This is a genomic window from Pigmentiphaga sp. YJ18, from assembly GCF_038066655.1.
Taxonomy (GTDB): Bacteria; Pseudomonadota; Gammaproteobacteria; order Burkholderiales; family Burkholderiaceae_B; genus Pigmentiphaga.
Genome location: NZ_JBBUKU010000004.1, coordinates 162,187 through 180,545, shown reverse-complemented (window position 1 = coordinate 180,545; position 18,359 = coordinate 162,187). Strand labels below are relative to the sequence as shown.

General features: G+C 65.0%; 32 protein-coding genes. 26 read left to right on the top strand and 6 right to left on the bottom strand.

What is annotated here, in order from left to right:
* Nucleotides 1–5: 5 nt before the first annotated feature.
* From WKR98_RS23215 to WKR98_RS23195, 5 genes are all read right to left on the bottom strand, one after another.
* Nucleotides 6–800 carry a DUF2303 family protein gene (locus WKR98_RS23215; RefSeq protein WP_341434810.1) on the bottom strand — a complete coding sequence of 265 codons (795 nt, stop codon included), beginning with the start codon at nt 798–800 and terminating at the stop codon, nt 6–8.
* Between the two features lie 57 nt (nt 801–857).
* Complete coding sequence (locus WKR98_RS23210) at nt 858–1,220, bottom strand: hypothetical protein (protein WP_341434809.1); 363 nt, start codon at nt 1,218–1,220, stop codon at nt 858–860.
* A gap of 48 nt (nt 1,221–1,268) precedes the next feature.
* Nucleotides 1,269–1,535, bottom strand: coding sequence for a hypothetical protein (locus WKR98_RS23205; protein WP_341434808.1), 267 nt, complete (start codon nt 1,533–1,535; stop codon nt 1,269–1,271).
* A gap of 127 nt (nt 1,536–1,662) precedes the next feature.
* Entirely contained in the window at nt 1,663–2,379 is a 717-nt protein-coding gene (locus tag WKR98_RS23200; RefSeq protein WP_341434807.1) for an XRE family transcriptional regulator, read from the bottom strand.
* Between the two features lie 321 nt (nt 2,380–2,700).
* Nucleotides 2,701–2,928 (bottom strand): hypothetical protein, encoded by a 228-nt coding sequence (locus WKR98_RS23195; RefSeq protein WP_341434806.1) that lies wholly within the window; start codon nt 2,926–2,928, stop codon nt 2,701–2,703.
* Nucleotides 2,929–3,099: 171 nt separating this feature from the next.
* Here WKR98_RS23195 and WKR98_RS23190 point away from each other — a divergent pair, with 171 nt between their 5' ends.
* From WKR98_RS23190 to WKR98_RS23115, 16 genes are all read left to right on the top strand, one after another.
* The gene (locus tag WKR98_RS23190; RefSeq protein WP_341434805.1) at nt 3,100–3,399 is read left to right on the top strand and encodes a DNA-binding protein; all 300 of its coding nucleotides are present in this window, start codon (nt 3,100–3,102) and stop codon (nt 3,397–3,399) included.
* Nucleotides 3,396–3,599, top strand: a complete 204-nt coding sequence (locus WKR98_RS23185) for a hypothetical protein (protein ID WP_341434804.1) — start codon at nt 3,396–3,398, stop codon at nt 3,597–3,599. The genes WKR98_RS23190 and WKR98_RS23185 overlap by 4 nt, the downstream gene beginning before the upstream one ends.
* Nucleotides 3,599–3,799 (top strand): hypothetical protein, encoded by a 201-nt coding sequence (locus WKR98_RS23180; protein WP_341434803.1) that lies wholly within the window; start codon nt 3,599–3,601, stop codon nt 3,797–3,799. The genes WKR98_RS23185 and WKR98_RS23180 overlap by 1 nt, the downstream gene beginning before the upstream one ends.
* Nucleotides 3,796–4,305 (top strand): hypothetical protein, encoded by a 510-nt coding sequence (locus WKR98_RS23175; RefSeq protein WP_341434802.1) that lies wholly within the window; start codon nt 3,796–3,798, stop codon nt 4,303–4,305. Before WKR98_RS23180 ends, WKR98_RS23175 begins: the two co-directional genes overlap by 4 nt.
* Before the next feature lie 334 nt (nt 4,306–4,639).
* A complete protein-coding gene (locus WKR98_RS23170) occupies nt 4,640–5,065 on the top strand; it encodes a nuclease domain-containing protein (protein WP_341434801.1) in 426 nt (141 codons plus the stop codon).
* Nucleotides 5,062–5,361: a helix-turn-helix domain-containing protein gene (locus tag WKR98_RS23165; RefSeq protein WP_341434800.1), complete on the top strand. Its 300-nt coding sequence runs from the start codon at nt 5,062–5,064 to the stop codon at nt 5,359–5,361. Before WKR98_RS23170 ends, WKR98_RS23165 begins: the two co-directional genes overlap by 4 nt.
* The gene (locus WKR98_RS23160) at nt 5,358–6,152 is read left to right on the top strand and encodes a helix-turn-helix domain-containing protein (protein WP_341434799.1); all 795 of its coding nucleotides are present in this window, start codon (nt 5,358–5,360) and stop codon (nt 6,150–6,152) included. Before WKR98_RS23165 ends, WKR98_RS23160 begins: the two co-directional genes overlap by 4 nt.
* Entirely contained in the window at nt 6,139–6,789 is a 651-nt protein-coding gene (locus WKR98_RS23155; RefSeq protein ID WP_341434798.1) for a DUF6475 domain-containing protein, read from the top strand. The genes WKR98_RS23160 and WKR98_RS23155 overlap by 14 nt, the downstream gene beginning before the upstream one ends.
* Entirely contained in the window at nt 6,786–6,974 is a 189-nt protein-coding gene (locus WKR98_RS23150) for a hypothetical protein (RefSeq protein ID WP_341434797.1), read from the top strand. The genes WKR98_RS23155 and WKR98_RS23150 overlap by 4 nt, the downstream gene beginning before the upstream one ends.
* Complete coding sequence (locus WKR98_RS23145; protein WP_341434796.1) at nt 6,971–7,372, top strand: hypothetical protein; 402 nt, start codon at nt 6,971–6,973, stop codon at nt 7,370–7,372. The genes WKR98_RS23150 and WKR98_RS23145 overlap by 4 nt, the downstream gene beginning before the upstream one ends.
* Nucleotides 7,369–7,563, top strand: a complete 195-nt coding sequence (locus tag WKR98_RS23140; RefSeq protein WP_341434795.1) for a hypothetical protein — start codon at nt 7,369–7,371, stop codon at nt 7,561–7,563. The genes WKR98_RS23145 and WKR98_RS23140 overlap by 4 nt, the downstream gene beginning before the upstream one ends.
* Nucleotides 7,564–7,565: 2 nt before the next feature.
* Nucleotides 7,566–8,369 (top strand): SPFH domain-containing protein, encoded by an 804-nt coding sequence (locus WKR98_RS23135; protein ID WP_341434794.1) that lies wholly within the window; start codon nt 7,566–7,568, stop codon nt 8,367–8,369.
* A 2-nt stretch (nt 8,370–8,371) separates the two neighbouring features.
* Nucleotides 8,372–8,632 (top strand): hypothetical protein, encoded by a 261-nt coding sequence (locus WKR98_RS23130; RefSeq protein WP_341434793.1) that lies wholly within the window; start codon nt 8,372–8,374, stop codon nt 8,630–8,632.
* 3 nt (nt 8,633–8,635) lie between these two features.
* Nucleotides 8,636–9,244 (top strand): DNA-binding protein, encoded by a 609-nt coding sequence (locus tag WKR98_RS23125; RefSeq protein ID WP_341434792.1) that lies wholly within the window; start codon nt 8,636–8,638, stop codon nt 9,242–9,244.
* 57 nt (nt 9,245–9,301) lie between these two features.
* A complete protein-coding gene (locus WKR98_RS23120; protein ID WP_341434791.1) occupies nt 9,302–9,568 on the top strand; it encodes a BrnT family toxin in 267 nt (88 codons plus the stop codon).
* Entirely contained in the window at nt 9,555–9,851 is a 297-nt protein-coding gene (locus WKR98_RS23115; protein WP_341434790.1) for a BrnA antitoxin family protein, read from the top strand. Before WKR98_RS23120 ends, WKR98_RS23115 begins: the two co-directional genes overlap by 14 nt.
* An 86-nt stretch (nt 9,852–9,937) precedes the next feature.
* Here the strand turns inward: WKR98_RS23115 and WKR98_RS23110 are convergent, their stop codons facing one another.
* Entirely contained in the window at nt 9,938–10,567 is a 630-nt protein-coding gene (locus tag WKR98_RS23110) for a hypothetical protein (protein WP_341434789.1), read from the bottom strand.
* Between the two features lie 78 nt (nt 10,568–10,645).
* On the opposite strand from WKR98_RS23110, the gene WKR98_RS23105 reads away from it, so the two are divergent.
* From WKR98_RS23105 to WKR98_RS23060, 10 genes are all read left to right on the top strand, one after another.
* A complete protein-coding gene (locus WKR98_RS23105; protein ID WP_341434788.1) occupies nt 10,646–11,017 on the top strand; it encodes an HNH endonuclease in 372 nt (123 codons plus the stop codon).
* A 134-nt stretch (nt 11,018–11,151) separates the two neighbouring features.
* Complete coding sequence (locus tag WKR98_RS23100) at nt 11,152–11,634, top strand: phage terminase small subunit P27 family (RefSeq protein WP_341434787.1); 483 nt, start codon at nt 11,152–11,154, stop codon at nt 11,632–11,634.
* A gap of 6 nt (nt 11,635–11,640) precedes the next feature.
* Nucleotides 11,641–13,356, top strand: a complete 1,716-nt coding sequence (locus tag WKR98_RS23095; RefSeq protein ID WP_341434786.1) for a terminase large subunit — start codon at nt 11,641–11,643, stop codon at nt 13,354–13,356.
* Entirely contained in the window at nt 13,349–14,656 is a 1,308-nt protein-coding gene (locus WKR98_RS23090; protein WP_341434785.1) for a phage portal protein, read from the top strand. The genes WKR98_RS23095 and WKR98_RS23090 overlap by 8 nt, the downstream gene beginning before the upstream one ends.
* A complete protein-coding gene (locus WKR98_RS23085; protein ID WP_341434784.1) occupies nt 14,619–15,365 on the top strand; it encodes a head maturation protease, ClpP-related in 747 nt (248 codons plus the stop codon). Before WKR98_RS23090 ends, WKR98_RS23085 begins: the two co-directional genes overlap by 38 nt.
* Before the next feature lie 66 nt (nt 15,366–15,431).
* Nucleotides 15,432–16,658, top strand: a complete 1,227-nt coding sequence (locus WKR98_RS23080) for a phage major capsid protein (protein ID WP_341434783.1) — start codon at nt 15,432–15,434, stop codon at nt 16,656–16,658.
* A gap of 51 nt (nt 16,659–16,709) precedes the next feature.
* Nucleotides 16,710–17,060 carry a hypothetical protein gene (locus WKR98_RS23075; protein WP_341434782.1) on the top strand — a complete coding sequence of 117 codons (351 nt, stop codon included), beginning with the start codon at nt 16,710–16,712 and terminating at the stop codon, nt 17,058–17,060.
* Between the two features lie 2 nt (nt 17,061–17,062).
* Complete coding sequence (locus tag WKR98_RS23070) at nt 17,063–17,614, top strand: head-tail connector protein (RefSeq protein ID WP_341434781.1); 552 nt, start codon at nt 17,063–17,065, stop codon at nt 17,612–17,614.
* The gene (locus tag WKR98_RS23065) at nt 17,611–17,946 is read left to right on the top strand and encodes a phage head closure protein (RefSeq protein ID WP_341434780.1); all 336 of its coding nucleotides are present in this window, start codon (nt 17,611–17,613) and stop codon (nt 17,944–17,946) included. Before WKR98_RS23070 ends, WKR98_RS23065 begins: the two co-directional genes overlap by 4 nt.
* Nucleotides 17,916–18,287: a DUF3168 domain-containing protein gene (locus WKR98_RS23060; protein WP_341434779.1), complete on the top strand. Its 372-nt coding sequence runs from the start codon at nt 17,916–17,918 to the stop codon at nt 18,285–18,287. Before WKR98_RS23065 ends, WKR98_RS23060 begins: the two co-directional genes overlap by 31 nt.
* Nucleotides 18,288–18,359: the final 72 nt, after the last annotated feature.

Here is an 18,359-nt window from a genome sequence, read left to right as displayed (position 1 = left end):
GGCTCTTAGGCCGGAGTCCCGTTGAAACCCACCAGGCCGGTTTCGGCCTCGATCGCCACGCGGAGCTGCTTCACCGCGTCGTCGATGATCTTGTGGGGGCGGTCGAGGTCGTACCAGAGGACCAACTTTCCATCCTGGATGCGGTAGCGCAGTCGGGCGATCAGCGAATAGGCCGCGTCACCCTCGAACACGGGAATGCCCAGGGTGAACGTCTCGGGGATTTCGAGCTGGCCACGTTCGCCAGCGCGCGCCTGGATCGTCTCTTCATACACGAGCTGGTTTTGACCATTTCCCAGCCTCGTGCCGCTGGCGAAGTTCACGGCCTTGGTGGCCTGGAAGTTCTGCGCCAGCTCCAGGAACTCGGCGGCGGTCGGCATGATCACGTCCGGCAGGTTCTGTTCGATGAACAGGGCGAACTCTTCCTGCTTCATCCTCTTGCCATCACTGGCCGTCCAGGTTTTCCACTCGGGCGACAGCGGCGCGTTGTAGACGGCGCGGTGATCGCCCCAGCTCGGGCTGCCCGCGGTCCGGTGATTCAGGACCGCGACAAAGGCCGGGCTCGGGGTGACCTGGTAGTACAGGCGGGCGGTTGCCGCGCCGCTGTACTCGCCCACGTAGCGGATGAAGCTTGCCGCATCGTTGAACGTGGCGCGGCCGGTGTGGCGGGTGGGCGCGGGCAGCAGCCGTTCAAAGGTGTGGGACTCGTAGCCCTCGGGCACGACGACGAAGGGCACACCGTGCACCTCGGACGGTTCGGCCAGCGCGGCGCCAGCGTTCAAAGCGGTTTTCAGGTCTTCCATGTGTTTCCTCTTGTGGGAAAGGTTGTGCTTGGGCTCACGCCCGGGTGGGAAAGGTGATCAGCCGGCGGCCTGGGCCGGCGTGGCGGACGACAGCGTGCGAATTTCGCGGGCCTCTTGCTCCACCGAGCGGATGCCCTCCAGCGATTTCTGGCGCGGGTCTTCGCGCTGCAAGTTGCCCTCGGGCGTGGCGAACATGATCGTGCTGCCCTTCTCTTCCTTGGGCGCGCTGACCTTCAGGTCATCGGTGATTTCCATCTGCCCGCCCTTGCCGGGCTTCAGCGCGATGGTGAGGGTCAGCTTGCCGCCCTTGCTGGCGGCGCTGCACTTGTTGACCAGCTCATTCATCGCATCGGTCAGTTCGTCATGCAGCGCGCCGTAGCGCAGCTTTACGAGGGTGTCGGTAAATGGACGGGCGCCCATTGCGTTCTCCTGGTGTGTTGCCCCGACAACCGGGGCGGGTTGTGGGGGTTAGGGAGAAACAGGAGGGGGGAACCACTGCACCGTGGAGTAGGTGCGCGCGGGCAGGCCCATGAATGCAACGGTTCGCTCGAACTGGGCCCGGGCGCCTAGGCCGATCGCCTGCACCAGGTTCTGGGCGGCTTCGGCGTGGCGCTCGCCGGTGACGATCAGCAGGCAGTCCGCATTGCCGAGGGCCGGCGCGCGGGCAACCATGACGCTGATGTCGGCACCGTGCAGACGGCGCGCCGAGGCAATGAACAGTTCAAGGTCTTGCATTCCCATCCTCTCTGAATCGGATGGGAGAATTCTACGATTGTAGATTTCTACATGTCAACAAATGTAGAAAAAGTAGATGCAAAAGTGCCGCCGTATCACGGCGGCGCACCAAAAATATCTTGAAGGGTCAGCCCGCGAAGCCCGAGCCGGAGCGGTAGACGATTTCCCCGACGATCTCGAAATGAGAGCCACTGCCAGGCTGTACCAGGCGATCGGGATACTTGTCGTTGAACGAATGCAGGGTCAGAGCACCCCCCGCCTGCCGGAAAAGCTGCTTCACCAGAAATTCGTCCTCGAAGCACACTGCATAAACGATACCGTCCCGCGGCTTGATCTTGCTCACGTCGATCATGATCATGTCGCGATCGAACAAGAAGTGCTCCATGCTGTCGCCGCGGGCCATTGCCAAGCGGCAATCTTTCGGGTCGGAACCGATAGCCCGGAAAAAGTCCAGGGTGAACGGCAGCGCATTTTTTTGGCGGATCTCCCACTGAACGGCGCCATGTCCAGCGGAGCAGATCAGGTCATAGCGATCAACCCACACCCGGTTCTCGTCCGGCGCCAGGTCGTCCGGCTTTTCCCAAACCGCGATTTGCCCCTCCGCGCTGCGGAGCTGGTCAGCGAATGAACTGCCGCCGGCCTCGATGTCGCGGGACTCGTCCAGAAGTTGGTCGAGCGTCAGCCCCAGCGCCTTCGCGAGCGCCGGCGCGTATTTCGACCGAGTGCTATCGCGGCTTTCCAGCGCGTGGATTGTGCCCGCAGCAACGCCGCTCAGCGCCTCAAGTTCTTCGAGGGTGAGTCCGCGCTTGTCGCGATAGTGCCGAACCTGTTTACCAAGTGCCATGGAGCGTGAACTTATACATTTGTAGATCGACTTGCAAATACACTTGTTGAAAAATAATTTCTACAAAAGTAGAATTCGTGGAAAACCACGGACAAGCGTATGGACAAGACGGACTCTCAGATCATCGATGACCTTGGAGGCAACGAGGGCGTAGCAGAACTGTGTGGGGAAATCTCGGCGGGCGCCGTGTCGCAATGGCGCCGTCGTGGCATCCCCCCGGGCTGGCGCCGCTATCTGCGCAGCATCCGGCCCACCGCCTTCTCCCCCTCCCCCGCTGGTGCTGGAAAGCAGGGAGCCCCCCATGCATAAGGGGGCCACAGATCAGTGCAGCGTCGGACGCTGGCGCGGGTGGATGGTGGTGCCGAGCGCGGCGCTGGCGCACACGTCGGCGAACACGGCCAGCACGGCGTCCTCGCTCGGGTTCGTCAGGACTTCGCGCGCGATGATCGTCGCCGCTTTCAGGCGCTGTTCGGCGCCGATGGCCGCGTCGATTTCGGCGGGGTCCGCGCCCAGCTCGCTCTGGCTCTCGATCCAATCGGCAAAAGACATTTCTCTGTTCTCCATTGTGGTGATGGTGGCCCGGTTACGCGCTGCCGTCGATCCGAGGTTCCCGAGTCGGGGGTTCCGCGTAGCCGGCGCTCGTTCGTTGAGCCATGGCGCCAGTGTGCCGTCGCGCACGTGCAGGCGCATTCAGTCCTTTTTGTGAGAGGTTGAGCAGCCATGAACGCTGTTGCAGCAGTACGCAAGCCGAGCATGGAGCGCATGTTCCGTGAGGCACTTTCTGACCCGGCGACCCGCGCGGACGTACGCGCCGCCCTGGGCTGGGATGACAGCCAGGTCAGCCGCTTCCTGTCGGGGCAAACGGGGCTGACCATCGACAAGATCGACGCAGCCATTACCGCACTGGACATGGTGGTAACCAGCCGCCGGTACATGGATTTCCTGGCCTATGGTAGCCAGATCGGTGCGGCTTGCCATTGCGCGCGCGCCGGCATGGGTGAATGCGGAGCTGGCCGATGAAGCACCGCGAGCGCACCTACGCCCGCGCCGGGCTGCGCCTGCCGAGGTTTGTTCCGCCCTCGGCGGGTGAAGTCCGCCAGCAAACGCGACGTCCGCATGCCCCGATCGTCGTCGGCATCGACCCTGCGCACCCTGCGTCCGACCGAACCTTCTACTACGACGGCTCGGGCCGCATCTGGATCGGACCGGGGGACGTGTGATGACGTGTGATCGCTGCACCCTGTCCACGTACTACGCCGATTGCGTGGCCTGCGGTGTCCGCCTGGTGCGGTCCGCCGAGTCGAAGGCCGCGCCCGCGCTGGCGCGCGAGCTGGCCCGTGGCCATCTGCTGTTCATCGAGCGGCGCGCCGGCCAGGACGTGCGCAAGGCCGTCGGCGCGAAGCTGCGGGGCGAAGCATGACGCCGCGCCGCCGCGATGAGCGGCTGTCCGGCCAGACGAACGTTGCGCAAAAGGTCTACGGCATCGTGCCGATCCGCGACTGCTTCACCGTGGGCGAACTGGCCCACGCCCTGAAAACCCAGACCGGCGCGGGCCTCGATATCCGCACGCTGCGGGGCTGCCTTCGCATGCTGGCCGACGCTGGTCTGGTGCGCGAGCCGGTGCCCGGGTCCTTCCGCCGCGCCGAGATCAAAGAAAAGGAAAAAACCGATATGCCGCGCTCCGCGAGCATTGCCCCCGCCGCCGCGCCCGTTGCGCCGGCGGCGTCCGCTGCGCCTACTGCCCTGGACCCCATCGACATCCTGGCCGGCTTCGCCACGCGGCTGCGCGGGCTGCGCAAGGACTTCGACCGCCTGGCCGACGACATCGACGCCGCTGCGCTCTCCATGGGTGAACACGGCCAGGCCACCGCGGCCGAGCTGGAGCGCTTCCGCCAGCTCAAGGCCTTGCTCAAGGACGTGGGGTAAGACGCGTGGCCGGGTCTTCGAACATGCTCGCCACCGATGTCGTGCAGCGATTGAGGCTACCGACGCATGCAGCGCTCTCCAACCGGGTATATGCGGTCCAGTCGCCAGGTCGCCTGTCGCCGGAGTCGGTCGAAGCGCACAGCCTCCTGGACGGTTCTCGGGGTTCGGGCATCGATGGCCCTGAGCAGGCAATAGGCGCGATAGCCCCTTTTCCATTGTCGTGCGGTCCTGATGGCTCTCCTGCATGGTTGCTGCGTGCTTTATCGCGTACCCAGGATGGGCCGCCCGTCCATTCTATGTATCGAACCCTCGAATACACCAGCGAGGCGCAACGATGAAGCGCACAACTCCCTTGCGGCGCTCGGCGCCGATGGCGCGCGGCACGAAGCCCATGAAACGGGCGCAGATGCGTCGAGGTCGGCCGAAGCCCCGCGCCGGGCACGATCCGAAGATGCGGAAGGCCTGCGAGGGGCAACGGTGCTGGCTGATCCTACCCGGCGTGAAGTGCGCGGGCCGCGACACGGTGGTGCCGTGTCACGCCAATTGGGGCGAGTTCGGCAAGGGCGGCAACCTCAAGGCGCACGACCGGTTCACCGTGCCGGGCTGCATGAACTGCCACCGCGAGTTGGACCACGGCAAGCGATTCACCCGGGCCGAGCGGTACGAATTCTGGACCTCGGCATACCGCGCCTGGGCCCCCTACCGAGACATGAAGATCCTGGCGCAGGACGCGCCGGAGTTTGAGGACATCCCCGTATGAGCATTCAGGCCACCAACTGGGCACTGACCCAGCAGACCATCCAGGACCCTACCGCGCGCCACGTGCTGCTGGTGCTGGCGAACTATGCCACGACGGACGGCGAGGCCTGGCCCCCCATCGGCGCGCTGGCTGCGCAGACCGGCCTGTCCGAGACCACGGTACGCCGCAAGCTGGATGCCCTGGTCGATGCGGGCGTATTGCTGCGCGTGTCTGGCGCGCTGGAGGCGGTGGTTAACGCCGTAGGCCGCTCACGCTGCACCCTGTACCAGATCGTCATGGAGGTCCGGCCGGCATGAGCACTGTGGTCATGTCGGCGGTCTGGCCGTTGCAGGGGATGACGCCCGCCCAGAAAGCGGTGTTGGTGTCCCTGGCGGACAACGCGAACGATGAGGGCGTGTGCTGGCCCGCGGTGGCAACCATCGCTATGCGCACGTGCCTGTCGGAGCGCGCCGTGCAGGCGGCCATCAAATGGCTGGTGCAGGCCCAGGCGCTCAGCGTCCGGCAACGTGATGGGCGTTCGACCGTTTATCAGGTGACCCCCGCAGCATATGCACCCCCGCAGGAAATGCACCCCCGCAAATCCCGCACCCCCGCAGGAAATGCACCCACCCCCGCAGATGCTGCACCCCCACCCCCGCAGATGCCGCACCCCACCCCCGCAGATGCTGCACCCAGAACCGTAAAGGAACCGTCAGTTGAACCGTCAGGGAACCGCAAAGGGGCCGCGCCGCGGCCTGCGGCTGGCGCCGCCTCGGACCTGCCGGCCGGGAAATCGGTGGAAGAGCTGAACAAGGACGAACTGTGGGCGGCAGGAAAGTCGCTGTTGCTGCAATCCGGCATGCCGAAGGCGCAGTGCGGGAGCTTCGTGGGCAAGCTGGTGAAGGACTACGGCGCCGACCTTGTCATGGGGGCAGTGCGCGCTGCTGTCGTGGAGCGCCCCGCCGACTCGGTGGCCTACCTCAAGGCGACCTGCCAGCGGCTCAGGGGCGAGCGCAAGGACGCCAAGGCCACGGTGTTCGAGCAGGGCATGGCAAACGCGGAGGCGGCGAAGCGGATGATCTTCGGGGACGCTCATGCAGCCCAGTGACTACGACGAGTTTTCCGCCTACCTCAACGCCACCGCCGAGTTGCTCAACCGCGGCAAAACGCTGTCCCCGGTGGCAATCGCAATGTGGTGGAACCTTCTGAAGGGCTACGACCTCGCCGCCGTGCGCGAGGCCTTCGACCGCCACATGCGCAATCCCGACACCGGGCAATTCATGCCGGCGCCAGCCGACATCACGAAGATGATCGAGGGCGGCACGCAGGACGCCGCGCTGGTGGCCTGGGCCAAGGTTGACTTGGCGGTGCGCTCCGTCGGCACCTATCGATCGGTCCAGTTCGATGACCCCCTCGTCCACCGGGTGGTCCAGGACATGGGCGGCTGGGTGCTGGTCGGGTCCAAGGACGACAAGGAATGGCCGTTCGTCGCAAAGGAGTTCGTGAACCGCTATCGCGGTTACCGAGGCCGCAGCCAGACCCCCGACTATCCGCCGGTGCTGGAGGGCATCGCCGCATCGCAGAATGCCCAGCTCGGGTTCGCCACCGAAGCGCCGGCGCTGATCGGTGACCCGGCCCGAGCCCGCGCGGTCGGCCTGGGCGGCGTGAACGCGCCCACGGTGGCGATTACCTACGCGGCGCCGCCGGCCTCGATGCGGCTGGCCGACGGCCGGAGGCCCGCATGACCAGCGTGAACAACGCGGCCGAGGCCGCAGCGCGCGAGCTGGCCCAGGCCAAGCCGGTCGGGCGCGACGTGCAATGGGCGCATCGCATCCTGGAGCGTGAGGCGTCCGGCCGAGACATGCCGCCCGCCGCCGTGCTCCGGATGGCGCGGCGCGCGCTCGACCTGCCGGAGGTGCCGCAGCAATGAAACGCATCATCCCGGCCCGGCGCGCCGTGCGTCCGCGTGCCTCGCGCCCGGCTGGTCCCAGCCACCTCGAAGAGGCGTTCGCGCTGCACCTACTCGCCGAGCGCCTGCCGGCGGCCCAGCGCGAATACCGCTTCGCCCGCCCCGAGCGGCAATGGCGCTTCGATTTCGCCTGGCCCGAACTGATGGTCGCCGCCGAGGTTGAAGGTGGCACGCGCTCGGGCGGGCGCCACACCCGCGGCTCCGGCTATGAGGCGGACTGCGAGAAATACAACGCGGCGGCCCTGCGTGGCTGGCGCGTATTCCGCTTCACAGGCGCCATGGTGCTGAAGGGCCAGGCCGTCGGCGTCATTGCCGAAGCGATCAACCAAGCAATCACCGACAAGGACCCGTCCCAATGAAGTTGCTCGGCTTCTATCTCCTGAGCGCGCTGGCCGCCGTCGGCGTGATCGTGTGGCGCCAGGCGCGCCGCTGCGAACGGCGCCTGGTGCTACGCCACGTGAAGAAACACCTCGCCTGGGCCGTCCTGGCCCTGGTGCTGGTCTACCTGCTGTTTCTCTTCAACTCGATGTTCACCGTAAAGGTATTCTGACTATGAAAAAAACCATCATCGCCGTCTTTGCCCTCGCCCTGGGCGCCTGCACGCAGATCGATTCCGGCAACGTCGGCGTCGAATCGACCCTCGGTCAGGTCAAGGACACGGCCCTGCCGCCGGGGGTCTACCAGACCTTCACGAAGACCGTTCACGAGTTCAGTGCGAAGCAGGTTGCGCTGGACATTGCGGACCTGCGCCCGAAGACCAAGGACAACGTGACGCTCCAGGACCTGGACATCACGGTCTACTACCAAATCAGCGCCCAAGCGGCGCCCGGCATCTACGTGAAGTACGCGGGCGACGTGGCGCAGATGAAAACCGGGGAAATAGTGCTGGGTTCCGGGCTGGTGCGGCGCGTGGCGGCCGAGGCGGCTTACAACGCCGTTTCCCAGCACGATTCGTCCGTCGCCCATACGAAGCGCGAGGAAATCGCCGCCTACGTGCGCCAGGCCGCGCAGCACGAGCTGGACACCGATTCGGGCAAAGGCGCGTTCACCATCACCAACGTCATCGTGCGGAATCTGCTGACCGACCCGCGACTGGAAGACTCGATCAAGCAGTCCGCCGAGGTGGAGTTCCAGGTGCGTCGCAAGCAGCAGGAAATCGCGCTGGCCCAGGCTGATGCCGAGCGCAAGAGGGTGGAGGCGGAGGGCGAGGCACGCGCGAACCGGATCATCTCGGAATCGCTGTCTTCCTCGCTGATCGAGCTGCGCCGCATCGAGGCTCAGCGCGAGTTCGCACAGAAGGGCACGCACACGGTTCTGCTGCCTTCCGGTGCCCAGCCGCTGGTGCAGGTGAAGTGACCATGATGGACGGCACCATTCAGAAGGCCGCGCCGGCCCGCCCGCGTGGGCGGCCCGCGTCGGAATCTCCCCCGGCGTTTCATCACCGCACCGTCGTGCGCACCCCGGCCGGCCCGAGATATCCGGAGTCGCTGGTGCGGCGTCTCTCGGGCGCGCCGGCCATGCGGCCGTACACGCCCACCAAGGAAACGCAGATCAACCAGCGGCGCGCATCCGAGGCACAGCCGCGCATGCTCAGCATCACCCACCGCGACGGACAGTAACCCATGAACGAGACCACCAGCGGCATTTTCAAGAGCGCCCACGAGGCGCTGACCTTCGCGTACCGCTTCGACAGCCAGCAATACGGCCGCTCGGCGATGGCCATCGCCCTGGCGAACCACGCCCCCAGCGGCCGTGGCCTGGGCGGGCTCGATGGCGCGGGCCAGGCCGGCATGATCCGCCGCATGGTGCGCAACCAGGGCGAGCTGTACGAAGCGCTCGCCCGGGCGCGCTACCTGCCCCGGACCCTGCATTGTTCCTGCGATGCCCCGTGTTGCTCCGGCATGCGTCCGAATCTGGCCTGGAACGCGGCCATACGCACTATCGGGCAGATGAGCATTGCGGCCACGCCCGGCTGCGTGTCGATCCTGGGGCTTCGCTGCGGGATCGTCGCGCGATATTTCGGAAACAAGGACATCGACCTGGGACGGCTGGCGGACCACTGCGACGTGCACAGGAACACCGCCACCAAACATAACGGGCTGATCGTGACCTGGCTGCGCGGGCAGCCGGGAAAGGGTAGCGAGCGCGCCAAACCGGGGATGGAGGCCCAGGCCATGCAGGCCATTGCCGAGGCGCTGGAGGCGGCCGGGCTGCTGATTGTGGAACGGTAGCGTTTGTAGCTACAAAAATAGATTGCCATCTCCTAATTCCGTAGCTACAATAATTAAATGGAAATCACATTCGACCCCGCCAAGGACCAAATCAACCAGCGCAAGCATGGCGTGTCCTTGGCGCTCGCCACCCGGATCGATTGGCCCGAAGTGATGTCGAAGCCTGATACGCGGCGCGACTATGGCGAGGTTCGAGAGATCGGGTATGCGGTTATCGAACAACGCCTGTTCTGTGTAGTGTTCACGCAGCGTGGCGATGTGATGCATGTAATCAGCCTGCGCAAGGCGAACTCCAGGGAGGTGAAGGCTTATGCCGAAGCTTAAGAAAGGGCTCATCATGCCCACGCCAGAAGAGGATGCGGCGATCAACGCCGGCATCGCCGCGGACCCTGACACCTACGAGCTGGGCAAACAGGAGTTCAAGCAACTGCGGAAAGTTGGGCGGCCGCGCGCGGCCCAAACGAAAGTCCAGCTCACTGTCCGCTACGACCAGGAAGTCGTGGACGCGTTCAAGTCCAGCGGGCCGGGCTGGCAGTCCCGGATGAATGACGCCTTGCGGGACTGGCTCCGGGATCACCGGGCACGGGACCTTGTGCAAAAGACGTAAAAAACGTGGTATATTTCGCCAAGCTCGCAAGAGTTGCGACCAAAGAAAGCCCGCCAGTCCCACGACGGCGGGCTTTTTGTCGCTCGTCATGGCCAGAAGGACATGAATGCAACGACAAGTGCCGCCGCTCCGACAAGATACGGAAGCAACACTTCGAATGCTCCTTCGCAATACGCACAAGTCAAGACAAACGTCTTGAGCATCAGCCAGCATCTCGTGGGATACGGTATCGAATAGCTGCTGCAAGGCTCACTCATTGGGTCGAACGCAGCTTCCGGCACCTCCCTTCCGAACTCGATGTCCTGCCACGTTGCGCTGACATAGTTCCCGACCCAACCAGCGCCGTCACCTAAACGCACACAGAAATCTTCGGCGGTTAGCTCGGACCTGCGGCCTTTTTGAAGTTGGCGTTCCTTGAAACCTTCTGCTTCGTGCCGAGCCAGATACCGCATGACAGCGGTTCGAACTCTGCGGGCATGATCTTCCTTGTAATCGGCCCATCGCGCTCGCCGCGATTCGCTGAAGTGATACCTCATCCAGCAGTACACAATGATTGTCGCAGCCGCCGACCAAAGGCGGCTTACCTCGATCGAAGCCAGGTGGATGCCAAAGAGCGAGATCGTGTTTGACGGCTTGGCACCGACCCACCAAGAGCCCAACGTAAGCGACGATACAAACAGGAAGTTGCGTCGTAGCTTATCCGGTGCTTCATCCATCGCTTCCCCCACGCTCCAGGCTTGATCGAATCTTTTGTGCTCGGAAGAGTACCCTACGCCTTCAACAGTATCCAATAGATGGCCCGACGCCCTAAGTACCCTTGCCGACATCGCGGATGCTCGGCCCTGGTAGATGGCCCCGGGTACTGTTCCGAGCATGCCGCCGAGGCCGTCGGATGGCATCGCGTGCATCAGCGCGGCAACCGCCATCAACGCGGGTATGGGACCGAGTGGGACAAGATCCGCGCACGCATCCTTCGGCGTGACGGCTACCTGTGCCAATGTGAGGATTGCCGGGCCGAAGGCCGGCCGCTACGCGCTACAGAGGTAGATCATCGCATCCCGAAGTCGCGCGGCGGCACGGACGACGACGGCAACCTGCGTGCGATCAATCGGGACTGCCACAGGCGCAAGACGCAGCGCGAGAGCCGCGCGGCTCGTCAGGGCTGACCCGCGCTCGATCGCGGCCCCTCCCACCCCTCCCAGGGGCGGGGGGGTGGGTCGGACCTGCGGCCGATCTCGGCCGGGACGGCCCATCCAGTCGAATTTTTACGCCCGCGAAAAATGAAATTTAGGAGTTGCCTATGCCCGGGGTTGCCGGGCGCTCGGGCCGGAAGCCTAAGCCCGCGGCGAAAAAGCAGTTGGCGGGCAACCCCGGCAAACGGGCGCTGAACAAAGACGAGCCCGATTTCGGAGCCGTGATCAACATCGATCCGCCGGAATGGCTGATCGGCCCAGGCCGGGACCTGTGGGAGCACCTGGCGCCCTTGCTTTGTGCTGAGAGGATCCTCCAGGCCACTGATATCCAGAACCTGGAGGCTTACTGCACGGCGTATGGCCGATTCCGCGACGGGCAGGCCGACATCACCGAGAACGGCATCACGGTCATGGGCGCCCAGGGCGGCGTGGTGAAAAACCCGGCCGCCACCATCATCAACGAAGCGTTGAAGCAGATGGCGACCTACGGCGCCATGCTCGGCCTGGACCCGTCCAGCCGGCAACGCCTGCAAGGTCCGAAGAAACCTGGCGCTGGCAACCCCTTCGCGCAGTTGCTCGGGCAGAGGTAAATCCATATGCCGAAACAGGAGTTTCCGCGCTGGGCCGCGGGGCTCCAGTTCGCGCGCGACGTGGTGCGCGGCAAGATCCCCGCCGGCCGGTATGTCGTGCTCGCTTGCCAGCGGCACCTGGATGATCTGGAGCGCGCCAAGAAGCGCGACTTTCCGTACAAGTTCGACCCGGCCGCGGCCGAGAAAAAAATCGGCTTGATCGAGCTGATGCCCCACACGAAAGGGGAATGGGCCTTCAAGCGGCAACTGGTGACGCTGGAGCCCTGGCAGCTATTCGGCATCGGGTGCACGTTCGGCTGGGTCCACAAGAAGTCCGGCCTACGCCGGTTCCGGGAGTCGTATTGGGAGGTCCCGCGCAAGAACGGCAAAAGCGTGATCGCCGCCGGCGTCGGCCTGGGCATGTTCGTCGCCGACGACGAGTTCGGCGCCGAAGTGTATTCGGGCGCCACCACGGAGAAACAAGCCTGGGAAGTGTTCCGGCCGGCGCGCTTGATGGTCAAGCGGTCGCCCATGCTGATGGAACACTGCGGCATCGAGGTCAACGCCCAGAACCTGAACATCCCGGCCGACAACAGCCGGTTCGAGCCCATCATCGGCGACCCCGGCGACGGTGCGTCGCCATCATGTGCGATCGTGGACGAGTACCACGAACACGCCTCGGCGAGCCTGTACGAAACCATGCTGACCGGCATGGGCGCGCGGCGCCAGCCCCTGATGTTCATCATCACGACGGCCGGCGCGGACATTGAGGGCCCCTGCTACGACAAGCGGCGCGAAGTCATCGAGATGTTGGACGGCACCGTGCCGGACGAAGAGTTGTTCGGCTGGATCTGGACGATTGACGAGGGCGACGACTGGACGGACCCCAAGGTGTTGGCGAAGGCCAACCCGAACATGGGCGTGTCGGTCTACAAGCCCTACCTGGAAAGCCTGCAACAGCGGGCGATTCGCCGGGCCCGGTTCACGAACACGTTCAAGACCAAGCACCTGAATGTGTGGGTGACCGCGAAAAGTGGCTACTTCAACATGGAGCAGTGGCGGGCCCTGGCGGACCCCACGCTGACCCTGGAGAAGTTCGCCGGCCAGTCATGCAATCTGGCGTTCGACCTGGCGCGCAAGCTGGACATGAACAGCATGGCGCGCTTGTTCTGGCGTGACATCGAGGGGTTGCGCCACTACTACAGCATCGCGCCGCGATTCTGGGTTCCAGAGGACACCGTGCGCGATAGCGACAACAAGCGCATGGCCGAGCGTTTCCAGGCATGGCTGAACCAGGGGTTGCTGTACGACACCCCCGGCGCCGAGATCGATTACCGGGAGATCCTAGCCGAGGCCGTCGAGGCCAACCGGGAGGCGCCGGTGGAAACGTCGTCCATCGACCCGCACGGCGCCACAGCGTTGGCGCACGACCTGGACGACGAAGGGCTGACGCCGATCGTCATCACCCAGAACTACAAGAACATGAGCGACCCCATGAAAGAACTGGAAGCCGCGATCATGTCCGGCCGCTTCCATCACGACGGCAACCCGATCATGACCTGGTGCATGGGCAACGTGATCGGCAAGTTTCTCCCCGGCAACGACGACGTGGTGCGCCCTATCAAGCAGGGTGCCGACAACAAGATCGACGGCGCGGTGGCGCTGATTATGGCCATCGGCCGCGCCATGCTTGGCGACGGCTCTACGACGGTCCAACAAGGGTTTGTGGTGATCGATGCTTAATCTCTTCTCTCGCAAGGCCGCGCCCGAGCGCGCCGAGCCGCACATTGGCGCGCTGATCGAGGGTGAAACCGTCGAATCGTCGGATCGTGTCCGGATGGCGGAAATCTTCGATATGCCGATGACCGCATCCGGCGCGCCAGTCACCGAAACCTCTTCCATGCGCGTGGCAGCGGTCTACGCGTGCGTGACCCGCATTGCCGGCGCCATCGCCCAGTTGCCGATCCACGTCTATGAACGCGTGGACAGCGAAAGTCTGCGGGTCGAGCACCCATACTGGTGGCTGCTGAATGAGCAACCCTGCCCAGTATGGAGTCGGGCCGCCTACTGGGAATTCATCGTGGCCCAGATGCTGCTGCGCGGCGATGGCATTGCCTACATCGCCCGCAACCGTGCCGGGCAGGTCACCGGCCTGATTCCCTGGCCGCGCGGCCGGGTGCAGGTCGAAGTGGTCAACGGCGCCACGCCGCGCGAGCCCAAGCGCCTGAAATACTTTTTCCAGGACGACGAAGGCAACTTCGGGGCCGACCAGGACGACGTGCTGCACGTCCCCGGCTTCGGCTTCAACGGCAAGCACGGCATGTCCGTCATCCAGTGGGGCGCCCGCAACGGGATCGGCATCGCCATCCGCGGCGACGAGTTCGCCGGCAAGTTCTACAGCCAGGGCGCCCAGCCTCAGTTCGCAGTTAAGACCCCGGGCAAGATGGGCCCAGATCTGCAAGACCAGTTCCGCGACGCCTGGGTGAAGAAATACAGCGGCAACGGCCCGAACGGCATTCCGCTGATCCTGACCGAAGGCCTGGACGTGAAGGAATTAACCATGTCCGCCGTGGACGCCCAGTTGCTGGAGTCGCGGCAATGGCAAGTTCTCGACATCGCCCGCGCGTTCGGCGTGCCTGGGCCACTGGTGGGCGAGATGGACAAGAGTTCGTCGTGGGGCAGCAGCATCGAACAGTTGGTGCTGGGCTTTTCCAAGTTCACCATCGGTCCCCATCTGACCCGCATCAAGGACGAGCTGAACCGCAAGCTGTTCCGCACCTACCGCTACTACTGCGTGCACAACCGGGACGCGATGCTGGAGCCCGACGCCAAGACCCAGAGCGAATTTATCGCCAAAGCCCTGGGCGGCCCCGGTACGCAGGGATACATGGCGGTCAACGAAGCCCGCCGCAACAAGGGGCTGCCGCCCATCCCCGATCCGAAATTCGACCGGCCGGCCATTGCTGGCTCGAAGCCTGCGCCCGCCGACACCAAGGAAACCACCGATGAAACAGATTCCGAAGCTGCTGCAACTGGCGCGTGACAACGCGGCCGAGACTCGGCCGCTCAACGTCGTGACCGCGGCGGATGCCGACGAAGCCACGATCTACCTGTACGGCGTGATCGGCGGATGGTGGGGCGACATCGACGCCGAGGCGTTCTCCAAGGCGCTCGCGGCCATCAAGGCCAGCACCATCCATGTACGGATCAACTCGCCCGGCGGCGACGTGTTCGACGCGCGTGCCATGATGACCGCGGCCCGGGCCCACAGCGCCAAGATCGTGGCCCATATCGACGGCCTGGCCGCCTCGGCCGCGACGGCGTTTGCCATGGCAGCGGATGAGGTCGAAATCTCCCAGGGGTCCCGCTTCATGATTCACCGGGCCTGGACCGTCACCATCGGCAACCAGAACGACATGCGCGAGGCCGCCACGCTGCTGGACGGCATCGACAACGACCTGGCGAGCGACTATGCCACGCGCAGCGGTCAGGACCGGGGCCAGGTCATGACCTGGATGGATGCTGAAACGTGGATGAACGCCGACGAGGCGGTCGAACGCGGCTTTGCTGATCGTGTCGTCCAGGTGGTCAAGGAAAAGGAAAGCGCATCCAACGCGGCGCAGGCCTCCAACGTCTGGAACCTCTCCGCTTACAAAAACGCGCCCAAGGACCTGTTGGATCAACGGCCCGGCGCCAATGCACACCGCGCAAACCTGGAACGCCGGCTGGCCTTCCTGGCGCGCGCCGCGTAAGGGGTAGCTCCCCCTCCCACCAACCAGCCGCCTACGGGCGGTTTTTTCATTTCTACGGAGTCATCAATGGCTGAAACCATCCAGGCCATGCGGGAGCGCCGCAACGCGCTGGTCAAGGAAACCCGCAATCTGCTGGACAACAACCCGGGCGCGACCTGGAACGACGACCACCAGAAGCAGTACGACGAGAAAATGGCCGAGGTCGAGCGTATCGACGGATCGATCGAGCGCCACCAGAAGCAACTGGACGCCGAAGCCGACGAGACGTTCAAGGCCGTGGGCGGCCGGGAAACCGACGCCAACGCCGAACAGACCCAACTCCAGGCCATGTACGCCCGCTGGCTCGCCCGTGGTGACAAGGCGCTGTCCGCCGAGGAATGGCAGACGGTGCAAGCGGCCATGAGCGGCAACCCTGACGTGAACCCCGAGCAGGGCGGCTACACCGTCCCCAAGGAAACCGCGCGCTCGATCCTGGAAGCACTCAAGGCCTACGGCGGTATGCGCGAAGCGGCCACCGTCATCCAGACCGCCGGCGGCAACCCGTTGTCCTATCCGACCACCGACGGCACGGCGGAGGAAGGCGAACTTGTCCCCGAGAACTCCACCGCGACGGACGACGACATCGAGTTCGGCACCAAGGGCCTGGGCGGATACAAGTTCAGCTCCAAGGTCGTCACCGTGCCGTTCGAGCTGATGCAGGACTCGGCTATTGACGTGGAAGCCCTCGTCAACGGGCGTCTGACCACGCGCCTGGGCCGAGTCACCAACCGCTTCTACACCACCGGCTCGGGCGTCGCCCAGCCCATGGGCGCCGTGACGGCTTCCGCCACCGGCAAAACCGGCGCGGTCAGCGCGATACCGGCAATCACCTACGAAGACCTGGTGGACCTCGAACACAGCGTCGATCCGGCCTATCGGATGAACGCAGGCTACATGTTCCACGACCAGGTGCTGGCGATGGTCCGCAAGATCAAGGACGCCGACGGCCGCCCCATCTTCGTCCCCTCGCTGGCCGACGGATCGGTGGGTGGAGCGCCGGCGCGTCTGATGAACCGCCCCATTACCATCAACCAGAGTATGGCCGTGCCGGCCGCGAGCGCGCGTTCGATCCTGTTCGGCGACCTGTCCAAGTACATCATCCGCGACATCATGCGCGTGACGCTGTTCCGGTTCACCGACTCGGTCTACACCAAGAAAGGTCAGGTCGGGTTCCTGGCGTGGATGCGCTCGGACGGCAACCTGATGGACGTTGGCGGCGCGGTCAAGCACTTCCGCCACGGCGCCGCGGCGTAATTGGTGTCGGGCGGGCCTCGCGCTCGCCCGCTCCATCCTGGAGACGATCACATGGCAAAGAAAGCACCGACCGATGCCAGCGCAACGGCATCGGCGCCGGTTCCTCCCGCACCGGCGGGACCCGACATCCAACCCATCACGGCGCCCCCGCCGCCGCCCGCGCTGCCCCCGCCGCCGCCCGCGCCGCCCCCCAGCGAACCTCCCGAGCAGGTCGAGGTAGCGGTGCTGCGCGACTGCTGGCTGGGCAGGGTCGATGACATTCTGACGCTGCCGCGTGGCATCGCCGATGCGGCCACGGCCGACGGCGCGGTCGATCCGCACCCGAAGGCGATCGAGGCGATCAAGAAGCAGCGCGCCTCGGCGCGCGGGGCCTCCGTGATGGACGACGCGCTGGAGGATTGATCATGTCGCGCACAGTGACGACGCCGCCAGCGGCCGAGCCGATCACCATCGAGCGCGCGCGCCGCCATCTGCGCGTCGATCAAACGGTCGAAGACGACGACATCAAGGACTGGATCGCGGCGGCGCGGCAGTTCGTGGAGGCCGTCACCGAGCACGCCCTTATGGCCCAGACCTGGACCGAGGCGCTGAACGCCATGCCCACGGCACTGGAGTTGCGCGGCGGGAACGTCCGCCAGGTAGCGGCCGTTCGGTATGTGGATGCCGGCGGCGACGAACGCACTGTGGCGCCGGCCCTGTACGAGGCTGTGCTAGACGAAAAGCCGCCGATGCTGCGCCTGGCGCCGGGCGCAGCGTGGCCTGCGGGCCGACGCTGGCGCGTCGAGTACCACGTTGGTTACCCGGACGCGGACAGCGTGCCCCGGCCTCTGGTGTCGGCTGTCTTGCTGATCCTGGCCGACCTGTTTGAGAACCGGGGTGCCCAGATGCCCGCGAACTTGCAGGACAACCCTGCGTTCTCCAACCTGGTTTTCTCCTACTCGCGGATACGGCCATGATCAACATCGGGGAATACAACCGACAGATCCGGATCGAGCGTCCCATCACGGAGAAGCAGCCGAGCGGTCAGGAAAAAGTCATCGGCCGGGTCCTGGTCGCGGAGCCGTGGGCGAAAGTCCGGGTGCTCAACGGCAAGGAATACATCACGTCCGGGGCGGAGGTCGCATCCACCGCCGCGAGCTTCCGCATCCGCTGGCGCTCGGACATCACCACGGATATGTGCGTGGTGTATGCCGGCGCGGTCTACGACATCGAAGCCGTGTTGCCTGACATGGCCGGCCGCGAGCACGTGGACCTCGCGTGCACGGTCGGAAAAAGGAAGACGCCGTGACCCCGCTCTCAACACTGGTGCCGCCGATCCTCAACGCTCTCGTGGACGGCCGCGTGTTTCCCGACGTTGCCCCCGAAGGCACGCCAGAACCGTGGATCGTGTACGGCCTGGCCGGCGGCACCCCTATTGTGGACCTCGACGGCCTGGACGAGCTGGCGCACTCGCGACTCCAGATCGATGTCTATTCGTCCGACAGCGCCGAGGCGGAAGTCCTGATGCGTAGCGTCGTCCAGGCGCTGGCCTCGACCTTGCAGGCGATGCCCATCGGCGGGCCCGTCTCGCTCCCAGAGGGAGACACCCGCCTGATCCACGTTTCGCAGGATTTCTCCCTGTTCCACTGACCCCGCTGTCCCCTCCCCTTTTTCATCGGCCGCCGCGTGCGGCCTTTTTTATTTTTGGAGATCGATATGGCC